The sequence below is a fragment of the Devosia sp. 919 genome (assembly GCF_013185965.1).
In the GTDB taxonomy this organism is placed as follows: Bacteria; Pseudomonadota; Alphaproteobacteria; order Rhizobiales; family Devosiaceae; genus Devosia.
In genome coordinates this window covers 1,730,769-1,747,051 of the sequence record NZ_JABAOL010000001.1, presented here as the reverse complement: position 1 = coordinate 1,747,051, position 16,283 = coordinate 1,730,769, and the positions used below count along the sequence as shown (strand labels likewise).

Here is a 16,283-nt window from a genome sequence, read left to right as displayed (position 1 = left end):
GTGGCTGGGCCCGCAAGCTGGCGCCTCAGCCGATCAAGGTCAAGCGGAGCCGGCCCGCAGCAAGGCGATACGCACGACTAAAGCGTGAAGCAATCGCCGCCGGCCGATTTCAGGCTGGAGCAGAGCTGGTTGGCGTCGGCGGTGGAGTTGGCCGGGACGCGAACGCGATAGAAGATGCCCCGTTCGCCCAGATCGACGCGCTGCACTTCCAGATTGGCCCCCTTGAACAGCGGGCCGTACTGGTTGGCGATCTGCAAGGCGCTTTGGCGGGCGGCTTCCTCGGTGCGCTGCGACGAGAGCTGCACATAAGCCGGCGCGTTGCTGAGGGGCGTTGCAGCGCTGGCCTCGATCACGGTTTGCGCAGCCGGGGGCTGAGCGGCAGCCTGCGGCGCCGGTGCGGGGTCAACCAGCGCATTGACCGGCGAAGTTGCGGCCGGTGGCGGCGCGAGGTTGGTGCCGCCCGCCGCAGCAGCTGGCGCTGCAGCGGTTGGCCGGGCGGTGAAAGCGGGACGATTGAGCGGCACTGGCGCAGTCTTGCCCGGGATGGGCGCACCGCTGACGTCAACAGCGGGAACCGTGGAGCCAGGCACAACGGGGGTGACCGGTGGCCCCGCGGGGACTTGCGCCTCGGGAGGGGCGGCAGGCGTTGCCGGAGCAGCGCCGCCCGGAGGAGGAGCGAGGCCGGGCGCGGGATCGGCGCCAAGGCTGCCCAGCAGGCTCGGCTCGGCGGGATTGGCGCCCGGAACTTCCGGGACATTGGGGCGGTCCACCGGCAGCATGGCGCTGCCTGCGACACTGTTGTCACCGCTGACAATGGTGCCGTCCGGACGAACCGTAACGGTACGGACCTTGCGATTGACCACGCCTTCAGGCTCGGGCGCAGCTGCCGGGGGCGGCACCTGGGTGACTTCGTTGACATCGGCCTGGTCGCGCGACACCAGCTGTTCTTCGGCGCCGGGCACGACGCCATCGATCTCGTTGAAGATCACCGACTGCTGGGGGGCTGCGGATTCATCGACCGGAGGGGGCTCTTCCTTGACGGGGGTGGCGTCAGCGGTGAGCAGCGGCGCAGGACCGCTGTCGCCGTTATTGCCGAGCACCCAGTAAAGGCCGCCACCGGCCAGCAGGAGCAGAACCAGCGCGACGCCGGGACCAACAAGGGCGCGGCTCCAGCCAAAGGAGCGCGGGGCCCTGTCCGCGCGGTCGGGCTTGACGCGGCGCACGCGCGGCGGCTTGGGCGCACGTTCGGGCTTGGGTGCCCGCTCGGCCTTGACGCGGCGGCCACGGGGCGCGGGTTCAACCGGTTCGGGATCATCCACCCAACCCACTTCCGCACCCGTGGCGGCGGCAGCGGCGAGGATGGCCTCGTCGGCGCCAGAGACGACGCGCTTGCCCGTGGGCTGAGGCGGCAAAGTGGGGGTCGCAAGGCTGCGCTGCGGTGTCGCGGGCGCGGGCCGAGGGGGCGGAGTTTCCATATCCACGCGGGCAGCGCGCCCGATCAGATCTTCGATGTCCCTGATAGGATCACCCGAGGAGCCGGACTGGGGCGTACCCCGCACCGGCGCTGCGGCAGCGGATGGCAGTTCGCGCTCAGGTGGTGGCGGGCTCACGGGTGCCGGCGCGGGCTCCGGAGTGCGCGACATATTCACCGGCGGCGCGGCCCATTGCGAAGCGGATGGCGGCGGGGCCGAAGGCGTTGGCCGCGTCGCACCCATGGAGGGCTCGATGCGGGCGCCCGATTGTGGCTGGCCCGGCTCGCGGCCGGTCTCGGGCTCGACGCGGGACTGGGTGCCCGGCATCACCACGTCGGGCGCTTGCCCGGGCGAAGGTTCGTCGCGGGTTTCCCCAAACAGTTCGGCGGCGATCAGATCGCCAATGGAATCGTGCTCGGGCGTCGGCACGGGATCAGCAGCGGGAGAAGTGGAGGCAGCGACCGGCGCCGACGCTGCTGGCTGAGCCGGTGCCGTGGGGGTGCCAAAGCCGAAGTCAAAATCAAAGGGGTCGTGGCGCGGGGCCGGCTCGGCTGCGGCGGGCTGCGCGGGAGCAGTCGGCTCCACCGGCTCAGGGGGCGTGGGTGCTGCGGCCTGCGGCCGAGGCTCAAGGCGGAACTGATCGGGCGCGGGCTCGGTGCGCGGTTCTGGGGCCGGGGTGAAGCGGCCGAAATCATAGCGCGACGGCGATGCCGGAGCGGCTGGCGCCGCCGGCACAGGCTGGCTCGGCTCAGGCGCATGGGCGCCCGGTACGCGCACGCCAGCAGCGGACGCAGCCGGTGCGGGCGCAGGCGGAGCGGGTGGAGGGCTGGGCTGGGTCGGCGTGGCATCTTCGGCCATGAGACGCGCGAGTTCAGCGATCAGATCATCAGGGGATGTGGACTGTGCACCCATTGGCTGCGGTTTCGCTGTCGTTATTGGAGCAGCGCCCTCTAGGTTCCTGCAATAGCCGAAGCCCGGCTATTGGCGGCGAGACAACATAGTATTACGCCCGAATTATGAAAGCTCCTCGGGCGCAGACACGCCCAGGATCGCCAAGCCGTTGCCAAGCACCTGACGAACGGCATCAACAAGCGCGAGCCGCGCCAATGACAGCATTGGATCGTCAGCGTTAACAAAGCGTAAGCGCTGGTCTTCATTGCCCTTGGCCCAAAAGCCGTGGAAGGCCGCTGCCAGCTCATGCAGATAGAAAGCAACGCGGTGCGGCTCGTGAGCGACTGCGGCTGCGGCAACAGAGCGCGGCCAGGCCGCAAGGGCGCGGATCAGTTCGAGATCGGCCGCAGAATCGAGGCGATCAAGCTGGGCAGTCGCGAGCGCTGCCGGTGACACATCCATTTCTGGCAGGTCGCGCGCAGCGGTGCGGAACACCGAGAAGGTGCGCGCATGGGCGTATTGGACATAGAACACCGGATTGTCGCGGGTCTGTTCCTTGACCAGAGCGAAGTCGAAATCCATGGCCGCATCGTTGCGGCGGAACAGGAGCATGAAGCGCACGGCATCGGCGCCCACTTCCTCGACCACATCGGCAAGGGTCACGAGATCGCCCGAGCGCTTGCTCATCTTGAACGGCTCGCCGTTCTTCATCAGCCGCACGAGCTGGCAGATCTTGACGTCCATATCGGCGGCGCCACCGGACACGGCCTTCACGGCTGCCTGGAGGCGCTTGACATAGCCGGAGTGATCGGCGCCCAGCACATTGACCATGTGCTTAAAGCCGCGGAGATATTTGTTGCGGTGATAAGCGATGTCGGCGGCGAAATAGGTGTAGCTGCCGTCCGATTTGACCAGCGCACGATCGACGTCGTCGCCCCAGTCGGTGGCGCGGAACAGGGTTTGCTCGCGGTCTTCCCAATCCTCGGGGGTCTTGCCCTTGGGCGCTTCGAGCCGGCCCTGATAGACCATGCCCTGCTCGCGCAGCCATTCGAGGGTGTTGTCGATGTCCCCGCCCTGCCCGTGCAGCGTTTTTTCGGAAAAGAATACGTCGTGGTGGATGTTGAGCTTGGCCAGATCGCCCTGGATCAGTTCGAGCATGGCGACAAGAACGCGATCCTTGACCAGTGCGAGGGCTTCGGCTTCAGGCATGTGGAGCAGCTTGGGGCCGAACTCGGCGGCCAAGGCCTGCCCTACGGGGACCAGATAATCGCCGGGGTAAAAGCCCGAGGGGATCTCGATGGTTTCGCCCAGGGCCTCTCGGTAGCGCAGGAGGGTGGAGCTGGCGAGCGTGTTGATCTGGCTGCCGGCGTCATTGATGTAATATTCGCGCGTCACCTCGAAGCCCGAATAGGCCATGAGCGAGGCCAAGGTGTCGCCAAAGACCGCGCCCCGGGTGTGGCCCACATGCATGGGGCCGGTGGGGTTGGCCGAGACATATTCGATGTTGACCTTTTCGCCCTTGCCCAGGGTCGAGCGGCCGAAATCGGGGCCGAGCTCGGCGACCGAGCGCAGCACCTGGAACCAGATGGCGGGGGCGAGGCGGAAATTGATGAAGCCGGGGCCGGCCACTTCAACCGAGTTGACGTCAGGATGGGCGCGGAAATGCTCGACGATGGCATTGGCCACTTCGCGCGGATTCTTGCCCAGGGGCTTGGCCACGATCATGGCGGCATTGGTGGAGAGATCGCCATGGGCGGGATCGCGCGGCGGCTCCACGACGATGCGCGCCAGCAGCTCGGGGGCAAGATCGGGATAGAGCGATGCCAAAGCATCGGCCACTCGTGCGGCAAAGAGCGCGAAAACGTCCATGATTCAACCTGACAGGGAATATAGGGCCGGGTTAACGGAATTCCGGGCGAGCGTCAAACAGCCGGGCATATTCATCGAGGGCATAGGGGTCGGTCATCCCGGCGATGAAGTCGGCCGTGACGCGGGCGAGATCGTCCTGAGTCGGCGCGGCGGCGGCGAGAGTGCCCCAGCGCTCGGGAAGATCCCGGGTCGCAAGATAATGATCAAAGAGGGCCGCGACCACGTCCTGGCTTTGGCGCACTGGCGCCATGACGCTAGGGTGACGATAAACCTGCTCGAAGAGGAACTGCTTGAGGCCCTGCACCTGCGTCGCCATGGCTCGGGAGAAGTGGACAAGGGTCGTGCCGGCATGGCGCACATCCTCGGCGGTCTCGATCCCCGCGGTGGCGATATTGGCGGAGGATGCGGCGATAACATCCTCGATGCTGGAGGTGATGAGGCGGCGCTGCACTTCATGGGCCTGGCGCTTGGGGCTTACCTCGGGATAGCGGGCGCGCACTTCGGCGACCATGGGGCCGACCAGGGGAACGGGCGCGAGGGCATCGAGGGTTAAGAGGCCGGCGCGCAGGGCATCGTCGATGTCGTGGGCGTTGTAGGCGATGTCGTCAGCGACGGCTGCCGCCTGGGCTTCGAGCGAGGCGAAGGTGGACAGGCGCAGATCGGCGCTGGCGGGCAGATCATCGAGGCCAGCGGGCAGGCCTTCAAGCGCATATTTGCCAAAGGGGGTGCCATCGGCATTGATGAGGGGGCCGTTGTGCTTGAGGATGCCCTCAAGGGTTTCCCAGGTGAGGTTGAGCCCGTCATGCTCCGCGTAGCGGTTTTCGAGCCGGGTGACGACGCGCAGGGCCTGGATGTTGTGGTCGAACCCGCCCCAAGGGGCCATTTTGCCCTGCAGCACCCGCTCGCCGGCATGGCCGAAGGGCGTATGGCCCAGATCATGGGACAGGGCGACAGCTTCGGCGAGGTCTTCGTCGAGCCTCAGGGCCCGGGCGATAGAGCGGGCCATCTGGCTGACCTCGAGCGTGTGGGTCAGCCGGTTGCGGAAGTGACGGCCTTCGTGGTGCAGGAAGACCTGCGTCTTGTGCTGCAGGCGGCGAAAGGCGGTGGAATGGATGATGCGGTCACGGTCGCGCTGAAATTCCGAACGGGTTGGACTGGGCCCGGTGCCGCAAAGACGGCCCAGGGATTGTTCGGGTTTGGAGGCATAGGGCGCGGTGTCGCTCATCGGTGATCGCAGGGCTCTTTCCAATTGGCCCAAAGGTTCCTATTTTAGCCTGACCGTTATGTCCCCCTAAAACGGCATGGAATCGCAAATGTCAGCTATCGCCCTCGCTCCGGAAGTTGTGCTCACCGATCGGGCCGCCAAGCGCGTGTCGCGCATCCTTAGCAAGGAGCCGGACGGCACGGTGCTGCGTATCTCGGTCGCCGGCGGGGGCTGCTCGGGCTTCCAGTACGAGTATAACCTCGTGCAAGAACAGCCCGCGGCCGACGACGTCGTGCTGCAAAAAGGCGATGCGGTGGTACTGATCGATGCCATGAGCCTTGAATTCATGGGCGGCGCCGAGATCGACTTTGTGGACGATTTGATCGGGCAAGCGTTCCAGATCCGCAATCCCAATGCCGTGGCGTCCTGCGGCTGTGGCACGAGCTTTGCCGTTTAAGCACTTGCGATTGAGCTGATTTCGCGGTGATCGTTTCTTCCTCAGGGGGAGAATCGATGTGCCAATAGCCGAACGCCTCGACGCCACGATCAAGCGCGCCATCAGCGACAATCGCATTGTCGGGGCTGTGGTGATCGCCAAGGAGCGTGGACAAACCATCTACGAGAACGCGCTGGGGCTGGCCGACCGGGAGGCCGAGCGCCCCATGGCGCTCGACACCGTGTTCCGGTTGTCCTCGCTGACCAAGCCTATCGTTGCCACAACGGCGCTGGCGCTGGTGGATGCCGGGCTGCTCGAGCTTGAGGCGCCGGTGAGCCGGTATCTCCCCTATTTCCGACCAAAGCTCGCGAGCGGCGAAGGCGCCGAGATCACGATCCGGCAGCTGTTGACCCACACATCGGGGCTCGGGCGCGAATATGTGCTGTCGGAGACTGATCTGGCGGAGTCGGCGGTGCAGGCGGTGGGAGGCAATCGCTGGCACTTGTCCCTGGACGAGAACATGGAATTGCTTGCCGGCGTGCCGCTGCCCTTTGCGCCGGGAACGGGCTGGGCTTATGGGCAATCCACCGATCTGTTAGGTGCGGCGGTGGCGCGGGTCACGGGCACGACGCTGGGCGAAGCGGTGGCGCGCTATGTGACCGGGCCGCTGGGCATGGCGGATACGGTGTTTCTGCTGCCGCAAGGAGAGCCGCGGCTGGCGGCGGCTTATGCCGATAATCCCGAGCATGGCGAGCCGCCGGTGTTGATGGGCGATCCCCATAGCGTCCCCAATCCCGCCGGTACACTCACGACCTATTCGCCCGGGCGCATCTTTGATGCCAACGCCTATCATTCCGGAGGCAGCGGGATGGCCGGCACGGCGCCCGACTTCATGGTGCTGCTGGAAGCCTTGCGCACCGGTGGCGGTGGCGTGATCAAAGGGGAAACCACGGCGGCGGGCCTGGGCAACCAGACGCCGCAACTGGAACAGGCGAGCGGGCCGGGCTGGCAGTTCGGCTATTTCGGGGCGTATCTGGTTGATCCGATCGCCGCGGATAGCCCTTGTGCGGTGGGCACGATGCGCTGGGGCGGAATTTATGGGCATAGCTGGTTCATCGACCCGGTGGCGGGGCTATCGGTCGTGGCCATGACCAATACGGGCCTGGAAGGCAGCGACGGGATTTTTCCACTCGATATCCGCGACGCCATCTATTGGCCGACCTGAGGGCGGTTGCGGCGCGCGGCGTTGCGGACTAGCTTTCGCGCGCCCGCAAGGAGTTGACCATCGCATGCGCATAGCCACCTGGAACATCAATGGCATCAAGGCTCGTTTGGGGCTGCTGCTGCAATGGCTGGAGCAGGAAAAGCCCGATATTGTCTGCCTGCAGGAGATCAAGAGCGTTGACGAGGCCTTCCCGCGCGCCGAAATCGAGGCGCTGGGCTACCATGTGGAAACGAACGGGCAGAAAAGCTGGAATGGCGTGGCGATCCTGTCGCTGATGCGCTTTGATGAGGTGACTCGCGGCCTGCCGGGCGATGACGAAGACGAGCAGGCGCGGCTGATCGAGGGCGTTTTCTCGGTGGCGTCAGGGGCCATTCGCGTGTGCAATATCTACCTGCCCAACGGCAACCCGGTGGACAGCGAGAAATTCCCCTACAAGCTGCGATGGATGGAGCGGCTGACGGCCTTTGCCGAGGAGCGGCTCAAGCTCGAAGAACCGTTTATTATCCTGGGGGACTACAACCTGATCCCCGCCCCCATCGATGCACATCACGCGGAAAATTGGTGGGGCGATGCGCTGTACCGGCCTGAAAGCCTCGAGCGGTTCCGCACGCTGGTCAACCTGGGGTTCACCGATGCCCTGCGCGCGATCACGGCCGAGCCGTCCTATACGTTCTGGGATTTCCAGGCCGGCGCCTGGCGGCGCAACCATGGCATCCGCATCGATCACCTGCTGCTGTCGCCGCAGGCCGCCGACCGGCTTGATGATGTGGTGGTGCACAAGGATGTGCGCGGCTGGGACAAGCCGAGCGACCATGTGCCCGTGGAAGGCTGGTTTACCTTCTAGCGCCGCTCAGAACGAGGCGAATTGCGGCGCAACGCTGGCGGCCAGTGAACCGGCTTCGGCGCGCTGTTCGGGCGTTGCCACCGACATGGCATTGCTGACCAGTTTGTTGACCCAGACCTCGTCGGCCGTGCCGGCGACCCGGGCCTGAGCCAGGGACAGCCACATCAAGCCTTCGACCTGCTGGGGCACGAGCCCGGCAACGCCGTGGAACAACAGATCACCTAGATGGGCCTGAGCCGCGCCATGGCCCTTGCGGGCGGCCAGCGAAAACCAGCGGGCGCTTTGCAAAGGGTTCAGGCCCAGTTCATTTTCATCGAGATACAACAGGCCAACGCGATATTGCGCATCCGCATCGCCAAAATAGGTGGCGGCATGGAGGAGCAAAGCATGGGAGCGATCGGCGTCAGCCTTGATACCGGCATCGGGCAAGCCGTCCCGGAAATAATCGCCGATCTTGACGAAGGACTGCGCGACGATGTCGGATTCAACGCCCTTGGGCGCGGCATCGGCATGCTGGTTGGCAATCTGGGCGAAATAGCCAAAGGCCTTGACCGGGTCCCGGGCGACGCCTTCGCCATTTTCATACATGGTGCCAAGCTGCCACATGGCCATGGGCTGGCCAGCGGCAGCCGCATCCTCGAGCGCGGCGACGAGGTCGTCGCCCGACACACCGCCCCCTGCCCCGTCGAGCATCTTGGCCATATCCAGCGCTGCATCTGCCGCAGTCTGCGCCTGCGCGGGTACCAGCATCGCCAAAGCGAATACCGCGCCCATCGCGACGGAGATCAGGGAATGTTCCCCCATGATCCGCATCTCACTCCTTTCGCCCACTCCAAGGTGGACGTCGTCGAACCATGGCCCGAAACCGCGGACCAATCCCCGCATGCTGATCAACTGGGAACCGCGATCCCCTAGGTCAACGCCCATGCCTGTCATGACTTGCTTCATACCCAAACATTGTGGCGGGAAATGTCGCTAAATCGTTGCATGACGATGTTAATGCAGTGAATCAACTGCGCTGTTGCGCAATAAGCACAAAGCAGGAATGCGCCTAATGCTTGCTGAGCAAAATCGCATGCGTTTGGAAGCAGTAAGGTCGGGTGGCGCAGAGTTTGATTCAAGCCCTTGTGCCGCGGACAAGCAGGCTCTCGGAGCGAAATTGGGCTAGAGCCAGCGCCGTCTGCGCATCCACCCAACAATCACCAGCGCCAGCACCAGGAGCATGACACAAACGCCCCAGAAGGCGTGGGCACTTTCGGAGAACGGAATGCCCGCCACATTCATGCCGAGCACACCGGTGAGCAGCGTCAGCGGCATGAAGACCGCCGTGACGGCGGCCAGAATCAGCATGGTGTGATTCATCTGTTCGGCCCGCGCGTCGGCCAGTTGCTCATGGACCAGAACAGCACGCTCCGAAAGGGCGGCGAGTTCCTCGCCAATTCGCCCGGTTCGTCCCGAGGCTTCGCGCAGGCGCAGCCGGTCCTTGGCGGTGAAGAACGAGAGGTCCTCGATTTCGAGCGTGTTGAGCACGTCGCGTTGCGGCCAGATCAAACGGCGAAAGCTGATCAGGGTACGTCGCAGATGCGCCAGCCGGCTACGCGACTTTGCCCCGTTTTCGGAAAGCAGCTTTTCTTCAATCTCGTCCAGTCGCTCCGCAAGGCGCTCAACCAGCGGCTCCAGCCGATCCGCGGCCCGCAGACCCAGCCGCGCAATCAGGTCCGCCGGGCTGAGGGGAGCGTGGTGAGAGGCTTCCCATTTGGACACACCAAGAAAGTCGATGATGTTAAGTTCGGAGGCGATGATAACGCGGCCGCGCTCGATCCATAAGGTCAGCAACTGCCGGCCGATATCTTCCGGCTCGGCACCCGGCCGGGCGACACGCAGGACCACCAGCGCCTTGTCTTCCAGCACCGTGCAGCGGGTGCGGGTGCTGGGCGTCGTCAGCAGGCCGGCATTGAAGTCGCCAAGGTCGGATTTTAGCCAGGCGGCGAACTCGGGCGACTTGTGATTGCCCGAGATCAGCTTGAAACCCCGGCTTGGCACCATTGGCTGGTCGCCGCCGGGGCCTTGGCGGCCAACCCCTCCCTTGCCGTCAAAGACGAGCACCGTGCCCACGCCAACCAGACCGTTCTGGATGGCGCGGGCCGTCGGCTCGGGAGGCTGACCATCCATCGCGGTCAGCTGAGCCGCTGCAGGGCGTCGCCGATGCGGCTGCGGCGGTCGGCGGCCGCCTGGCGACGGGCCTTTTGTTCTTCGATTACCTCTTCGGGCGCCTTGGCGACGAACTGCTCATTACCCAGCTTCTTGTCGATCTGGGCGACTTCGGCGTCGAGCTTGCCGATTTCCTTTTGCAGGCGGGCCTTTTCGGCGGTGATGTCGATGAACTCGGCCAGGGGCAGCGCCCAGGTGGCTTCGCCCACGACGAACTGCGCCGATTCGCCGGGCACGTTGCCTTGCGGGCTGATGGCCTCGAGCCGCGCGAGGCGGGTGATGAGGCTGGTGCCGGCCACGAGGCGTCGCAGCGTGGTGTCGTCCGCGCCAATCACAGCCAGCTGCAGCTTGGCACTGGCGGGCACGTTCATCTCGCTGCGCACCGAGCGGATATTGGTGATCACCTCGATCAGCCAGCTGAGCTCGGCATCGGCCGCAGGATCTTCGAGACCATCGAGCTCAGGCCAGGTCGATAGGATCAGCAGGTTGTCGCGCGCGGGGCCGAAAGCGCCCGTCTCCGCCCAGAGCTCTTCGGTGACGAAGGGCATGAAGGGGTGCAGCATTTTGAGGATCTGGTCGAGCGCCCAGGCGGCAGTGGCGCGAGTTTCGGCCTTGGCGCCCTCATCGGTGCCCATAAAGACGGGCTTGGCAAATTCCACATACCAATCGCAGAAGGTGCCCCAGACAAAGTCATAGGCCGAGTTGGCGGCTTCGTTGAACTTGTAGTCCTCGATGCCGCGGCGCACCGCTGCCACGGCGCGGGCGGTCGCGCCCACGATCCAGCGATTGAGCGGGAGCGTAGTGGCCTTGGGATCATAACCCTCGATGCGGCGGCATTCGTTCATCTCGAGGAAGCGCGCGGCGTTCCAGAGCTTGGTGACGAAGTTGCGATAGCCCTCGACGCGGTTGATCGAGAGACGGATGTCGCGGCCCTGCGCGGCCATGGCCGCCAGGGTGAAGCGGGTGGCGTCGGCACCATATTGGTCGATGAGCTGCAGGGGGTCGATGACGTTGCCCTTGGTCTTGCTCATCTTCTGGCCCTTCTCGTCGCGGACCAGGGCGTGCATGTAGACGGTGTGGAAGGGTTCTTCCTCGAGGAATTCGAGGCCCATCATCATCATGCGGGCGACCCAGAAGAAGATGATGTCAAAGCCCGTCACCAGCACATCGGTGGGGTAGTAGCGCTTGAGCTCGGGGGTTTCGTCCGGCCATCCGAGGGTCGAGAACGGCCAAAGGGCCGAAGAGAACCAGGTATCGAGCACGTCTTCGTCGCGCTTGATCGGGCTGGGCGCGCCATAATGGGCGTCGGCCTGGGCTTGGGCTTCCGCCTCGCTCGAAGCGACAAAGGCGTGGTTGTCCGGGCCATACCAGGCGGGGATCTGGTGACCCCACCAGAGCTGGCGCGAAATGCACCAAGGCTTGATGTTCTCGAGCCAGGCGAAATAGGTGTTTTCGTATTGCTGGGGCACGAATTTGGTGCGGCCCTCGCGCACTGCGGCGAGCGCGGGCTGGGCGAGGATATCGGCCTTGACCCACCACTGGTCGGTCAGGAAGGGCTCGATGACGACGAGCTTGGATTTCTCGTCATGGGGCACCATGATCTTTTTGTCCTCGATGTGATCGAGGCCACGAGTGGGATTTTCCTCGGCGAGCGCGGCGAGATCAGCGACGATGCGCTTGCGGGCGTCGAAACGATCCAGGCCACGATAAGCGGCGGGGATGAAGGGCTCATCGACGATGGCGCCGCGCGTCGTAAAGACGTTGATCTGTTCGAGGTTGTTGCGAACGCCGACCTCGAAGTCGTTGAAATCGTGGGCGGGCGTGATCTTGACCGCGCCGGTGCCGAGAGCGGGGTCGGCATATTCATCAGCAACGATGGGGATGCGTCGCCCGACCAGCGGCAGATCGACGAACTTGCCGACGAGATCGGCATAGCGCGGATCTTCGGGATGCACGGCAACGCCGGCATCGCCGAGCATGGTTTCGGGGCGGGTGGTGGCGACGATGATGTAGTCGCGCGTTTCCCATTCGGTGGGCTTGCCCTCTTCGTCATGGGCAATGGGGAACTGATAGGTGACGCCATCGGCGAGCGGATAGCGCAGGTGCCACATATGGCCCTTGATCTCGATACTCTCGACTTCGAGGTCCGAGATCGCGGTTTCGAGGCCCGGATGCCAATTGACGAGGCGCTTGGCGCGATAGATGAGGCCGCGCTTGTGCAGCTCGACAAACACCTTGGTGACGGCGCGCACCATCTGGTCGTCAGCCGAGCCAATATCGCCCATGGTGAAGCGTTCGCGGCTGAAATCGGCTGACGCGCCCAGCCGCTTGAGCTGGTTCATGATGGTGCCGCCCGACTCGGCCTTCCATTCCCAGACGCGCTCGATGAACTTTTCGCGCCCCATATCGCGACGGTTCATCTGCTTGGCAGCCAGCTGGCGCTCGACGATCATCTGGGTGGCAATGCCGGCATGGTCGGTGCCGGGCTGCCAGAGAACATCCTTCTTGAGCATCCGGTTGAACCGGATCAGGATGTCCTGGATGGTGTTGTTGAGCGCGTGCCCGATATGGAGCGAGCCGGTGACATTGGGCGGGGGAATGACGATGGTGAAGGTTTCCGCGCCGGGCGCGGCCCCTGCCCCGGCGGCAAAAGCGCCAGCCTCGAGCCATTGCTCGTAGATGCGTCCTTCAACGGCGCCGGGCTCATAGCTCTTTTCAATCATAGCGTCACTCGCAACAACAATGACCCGCCAGTTCGCACTGTGCGGGCCGTCTCTAAATCTGTCGGTGTATCAACCAAATGCACGCCGGATGGTCAACAGCGGCGCGCGCAAGGGTGCATTAACTTATTCGCCGCGCGAAACGCGGGCAATCTCGCGCTCGACCATGCGCTCGACCACTGCGGGCAGGTTTTCGTCCAGCCACTCCTTCAACATGGGGCGGAGCATGTCACGCATCAAGGACTCGATGGTGAGCCCGGCATTGCCAAGGCCAATGGCGTTGAGCTTGGTGATGGAGCCGCGCACAGCGGCCTTGGTGGCGGGGCCGAGCAGTTCTTCGGCGAAATCGCTGCTGAGCGTGGGATCGGGCAAGGCTGCAGCCTGGGCACTTGGCGCCTCGGGGCGCGGCGGCTCGGGCACACGTACGGTTTCGGCACGAGCGGGCTCAGGCGTGGGACGTGCATCGGAGCCAGGCACACGTAGCGGCACAGCGGTCGCGACCGGGCGTTCCTCGGGCTCAAAGCTTACGGGTTCGGGTGCGGCCAAGGGAGCCTCCTCTTCGTCTTCAGCATCGTCCTGGCGGGCGGACGGCGTTTCAGCGAGCATGTTCTCGAAGCTGAACGGGGATGGGGCCTCTTCGGTTCGCTGCTCGATGATCTGGGCGGGGGACAGGGCCAGGGGCTCGGCGTCCTCGAACTGGTCATCAAGGTCGATGGGCGCGGGGGCACTATAGGCTCGCGCGAAAGCGGAGGCGGGCTGCATTGGCGCCGGCGCGGCCTGAGCCGAGGAGCGTCGCGGAAGCCCCGCCGCATCATCATCGGCGATGATCTGGCGGATGGACGACAAGATCTCGTCCATGGAGGGTTCTTTGGGTGCAGGCTTGTTCATGATGGGCCTCTCGCTTGCGCTGGACGAGGGCTGCTCGCCGGCGCAGCCGCATGATTCGTCAACAACACATTAACCCCGGGCGCGGCGATGGGGAATCACCCGCGAGGCCGCCCGGAGAGATGTCCCCTAAAAGTTGTGGCCGGGCACTGCCCAGCCACCAGACCTTGTTGCGATGCGACTGGACCTACTCGTCCTTGACGACCCGCAGTTCCTGCCAGACGTCTTCCACTTCCTGGGTGTAGTTGACGGCAGTCTTGGTTTGCACCGGCAGGCCAAGATCGCCCGCGGTCAGGCGACCGATGGAAGCCAGGAGCGAGAAGGTGGCGATGACCTTGCTGCTCGAGGCATTGATCAGGCCTTCGCGGGCGCTGATCAGTTCCGCCTGAGCATTAAGGACGTCGAGCGTGGTGCGGGTGCCAAGATCGCGTTCCTGGATCACGCCATTGACCACTTCCTGGCCGGCCGAAACGGCGGACTGCGCCGCCTGGATCTGCGCATCGGCATTCTGGATGCCGGCCCAGGCCGAAATCACGGCTTCACGGATCTGGTCATAGATGGACATGGCGTCAACTTCAGAGCGGATCTGATCGAGATTGGCCTGGCGGACGCCCGAACCCAGGGCACCACCGGCATAGATCGGTACGCTGATGTTGAGGCGCATCTGACCGCTGACGGCTTGGGGAGTGCCTTGTCTGGAAGTGCCATCGCTGGCGCCAATGCTGCCGGTGACATCGATGGTGGGACCGAAGGCACCCTGGGCAGCGTCACTGCCGGCCTGGGCGGCGCGGATCGCAGCCTTGGCGGTCAAGATCGCGGGGTGACCGCTTTCGGCTTCGGCAATGGCCGACTGCAGCGAATTGGGGATCAGCCGGGCAAAGCTGTGCGAGCTTTGCAGGTCCCGGGGCGCCTGGCCGACATAGCGCTGGAAGGTGGCTTCGCTGACTTCAAGGCTGTTGACCGCGGCCTGATAGGCGGCCTGACCCTGCGCCAGACGCGCATTGGCCTGGGCAACGTCGATCCGGGTGCCCTCGCCCACTTCGAGCCGATCGCGAGCCGAAGACAGCTGGGTGGTGTAGAAGTTGACGTTTTCCTGGCGCAGGCCGACCAGCTGGCGGTCGCTCAGCACCGACATATAGGCCTGCACTACATTGAGCAGCACGTTCTGCTCGGTGTTGCGGATCTGGTATTCGGCCGCCTCCGCACCGGCACGCGCCGCTTCGATCTGCGCTTCGGTCTGGAAGTTGTCGAAAAGGGTCTGGCTGTAGGACAGCCCGGCATTAAGCGAGGTGCTGTCCTGGAACTGGCCGCCTGCAATGCTCCAGTTATAGGTGCCGTTGACCGATGCACCGATGGTGGGGAGCTTGCGGGACTTGGCCTGGACGATATTCTCGGCCCGGGACTTGGCGTCAAGCACCGCCGCCTGCAAATCGGGCGCATAGGAATATGCAGCGGTCAGCGCCTGGGTGATGGACTGCGCCTGCGCGGCGGTCCCACCCATTGCCAATGCAATAGCCAAGGCGCTCGCGGTTAATTTAACGCGTATGCTCATCGCGCGCCTCCAATACTCAAAAAACTGTACGCTGCACAGCCGCGGCAAACAACCGGCGGGCAAGAGCTAGCACGACAAGGTGCACGAATCGTTGAAACTCGTGCTTTGAACGCAACACTCCAGACACCTCAAAACACGAAGTTTTCTTCGGGTTTGGCGAGCCAGAGCGGCGGCAAATGGGCGTTGAACTCGGCCCGCGCGGCGACGTTGCTGCCGGTGCGAACAAAGAGGTGGGCTACCGCCACGCCTCGATCGCGAATCAAGGCGACCATGCGCCCGTGATCACGCAGCAGCGGATATAGGTTCTGGGGCGCGGCATCGAGCGTGCCCTCAACGATGATGACGTCGAAATCGCGCCCTGATAGCTGTTCGGGTCCGCCGGCCAGTATCTCAGCATTGGTAATGCCGAGCTCACCGAGGGTCGCGGCAGCCGATTGTGCCAGGCTCTCATCCTCCTCCAGACCTACCACCGAAGCGGCAAGGCCAGCCAGAACTGCAGCCGAGTAGCCGGTGGCACAGCCGATATCGAGCACAGCGTCCCCTGGCTGGACGTCGGCAAGCTGGGCCATGCGGGCAAAAGTGAGTGGCATGGAAAGGAAGCGCTGGCTGTTTTCGCCGAGCGGCTGGATGTCATCGATATAGGCGACCGGCTGGCGCTCGGGCGGAACAAACAGTTCGCGCGGCACGTGGCCCATCTGAGCCAAAAGGCGCCGGTCCACCACGCTGTTTGTGCGCAGCTGATTCTCCACCATCTGCTTGCGCGCGCGTTCGTAATCGGTCATCGGCTGGACGTCCTGGCAGGTGATATGCCGGACGTGAATATCCCTGCCCCGGACCGCTGGCAAGCCGCTGGTTTTAACCACGACCGAAAGAATGGTTAATTTTTAGTTAATGTGTCCGGATCGAGCCGTTGCGCCACAAGGGAACCGGCAGGGGAAGCGTTCCGGAGCTTTGGCGAGACGCTACTGTCCGCA

General features: G+C 64.4%; 12 protein-coding genes. 3 read left to right on the top strand and 9 right to left on the bottom strand.

All coding sequences use genetic code 11. The annotated features are described in order from the left end of the window. Window positions 1-77: 77 nt before the first annotated feature. The 3 genes from HRQ64_RS08410 to HRQ64_RS08400 form a co-directional block, all read right to left on the bottom strand. Window positions 78-2,384: an SPOR domain-containing protein gene (locus tag HRQ64_RS08410; RefSeq protein WP_172122957.1), complete on the bottom strand. Its 2,307-nt coding sequence runs from the start codon at window positions 2,382-2,384 to the stop codon at window positions 78-80. A gap of 102 nt (window positions 2,385-2,486) precedes the next feature. Further along, entirely contained in the window at window positions 2,487-4,232 is a 1,746-nt protein-coding gene (gene argS, locus HRQ64_RS08405; protein WP_172122956.1) for an arginine--tRNA ligase, read from the bottom strand. Between the two features lie 31 nt (window positions 4,233-4,263). Beyond that, on the bottom strand, window positions 4,264-5,457 hold the full coding sequence (locus HRQ64_RS08400) for a deoxyguanosinetriphosphate triphosphohydrolase (RefSeq protein ID WP_172122955.1): 1,194 nt from the start codon (window positions 5,455-5,457) through the stop codon (window positions 4,264-4,266). 88 nt (window positions 5,458-5,545) lie between these two features. On the opposite strand from HRQ64_RS08400, the gene HRQ64_RS08395 reads away from it, so the two are divergent. From HRQ64_RS08395 to xth, 3 genes are all read left to right on the top strand, one after another. Continuing rightward, window positions 5,546-5,893 (top strand): iron-sulfur cluster assembly accessory protein, encoded by a 348-nt coding sequence (locus HRQ64_RS08395; RefSeq protein ID WP_172122954.1) that lies wholly within the window; start codon window positions 5,546-5,548, stop codon window positions 5,891-5,893. Window positions 5,894-5,951: 58 nt separating this feature from the next. Further along, a complete protein-coding gene (locus HRQ64_RS08390; RefSeq protein ID WP_210258527.1) occupies window positions 5,952-7,097 on the top strand; it encodes a serine hydrolase domain-containing protein in 1,146 nt (381 codons plus the stop codon). 64 nt (window positions 7,098-7,161) lie between these two features. After that, window positions 7,162-7,941, top strand: coding sequence for an exodeoxyribonuclease III (xth, locus tag HRQ64_RS08385; RefSeq protein ID WP_172122953.1), 780 nt, complete (start codon window positions 7,162-7,164; stop codon window positions 7,939-7,941). Window positions 7,942-7,947: 6 nt separating this feature from the next. Here the strand turns inward: xth and HRQ64_RS08380 are convergent, their stop codons facing one another. The 6 genes from HRQ64_RS08380 to HRQ64_RS08355 form a co-directional block, all read right to left on the bottom strand. Continuing rightward, complete coding sequence (locus tag HRQ64_RS08380; RefSeq protein ID WP_164854771.1) at window positions 7,948-8,745, bottom strand: tetratricopeptide repeat protein; 798 nt, start codon at window positions 8,743-8,745, stop codon at window positions 7,948-7,950. Window positions 8,746-9,105: 360 nt separating this feature from the next. Next, window positions 9,106-10,113: a CorA family divalent cation transporter gene (locus HRQ64_RS08375; RefSeq protein WP_172122952.1), complete on the bottom strand. Its 1,008-nt coding sequence runs from the start codon at window positions 10,111-10,113 to the stop codon at window positions 9,106-9,108. A 5-nt stretch (window positions 10,114-10,118) separates the two neighbouring features. Then, the gene (locus HRQ64_RS08370; protein ID WP_172122951.1) at window positions 10,119-12,875 is read right to left on the bottom strand and encodes a valine--tRNA ligase; all 2,757 of its coding nucleotides are present in this window, start codon (window positions 12,873-12,875) and stop codon (window positions 10,119-10,121) included. Window positions 12,876-12,998: 123 nt separating this feature from the next. Next, window positions 12,999-13,760, bottom strand: a complete 762-nt coding sequence (locus HRQ64_RS08365; RefSeq protein ID WP_248308197.1) for a DUF2497 domain-containing protein — start codon at window positions 13,758-13,760, stop codon at window positions 12,999-13,001. Window positions 13,761-13,944: 184 nt separating this feature from the next. Continuing rightward, a complete protein-coding gene (locus tag HRQ64_RS08360) occupies window positions 13,945-15,309 on the bottom strand; it encodes a TolC family outer membrane protein (RefSeq protein WP_172122950.1) in 1,365 nt (454 codons plus the stop codon). Between the two features lie 128 nt (window positions 15,310-15,437). Further along, window positions 15,438-16,091: a protein-L-isoaspartate O-methyltransferase gene (locus tag HRQ64_RS08355; protein ID WP_172122949.1), complete on the bottom strand. Its 654-nt coding sequence runs from the start codon at window positions 16,089-16,091 to the stop codon at window positions 15,438-15,440. Window positions 16,092-16,283: the final 192 nt, after the last annotated feature.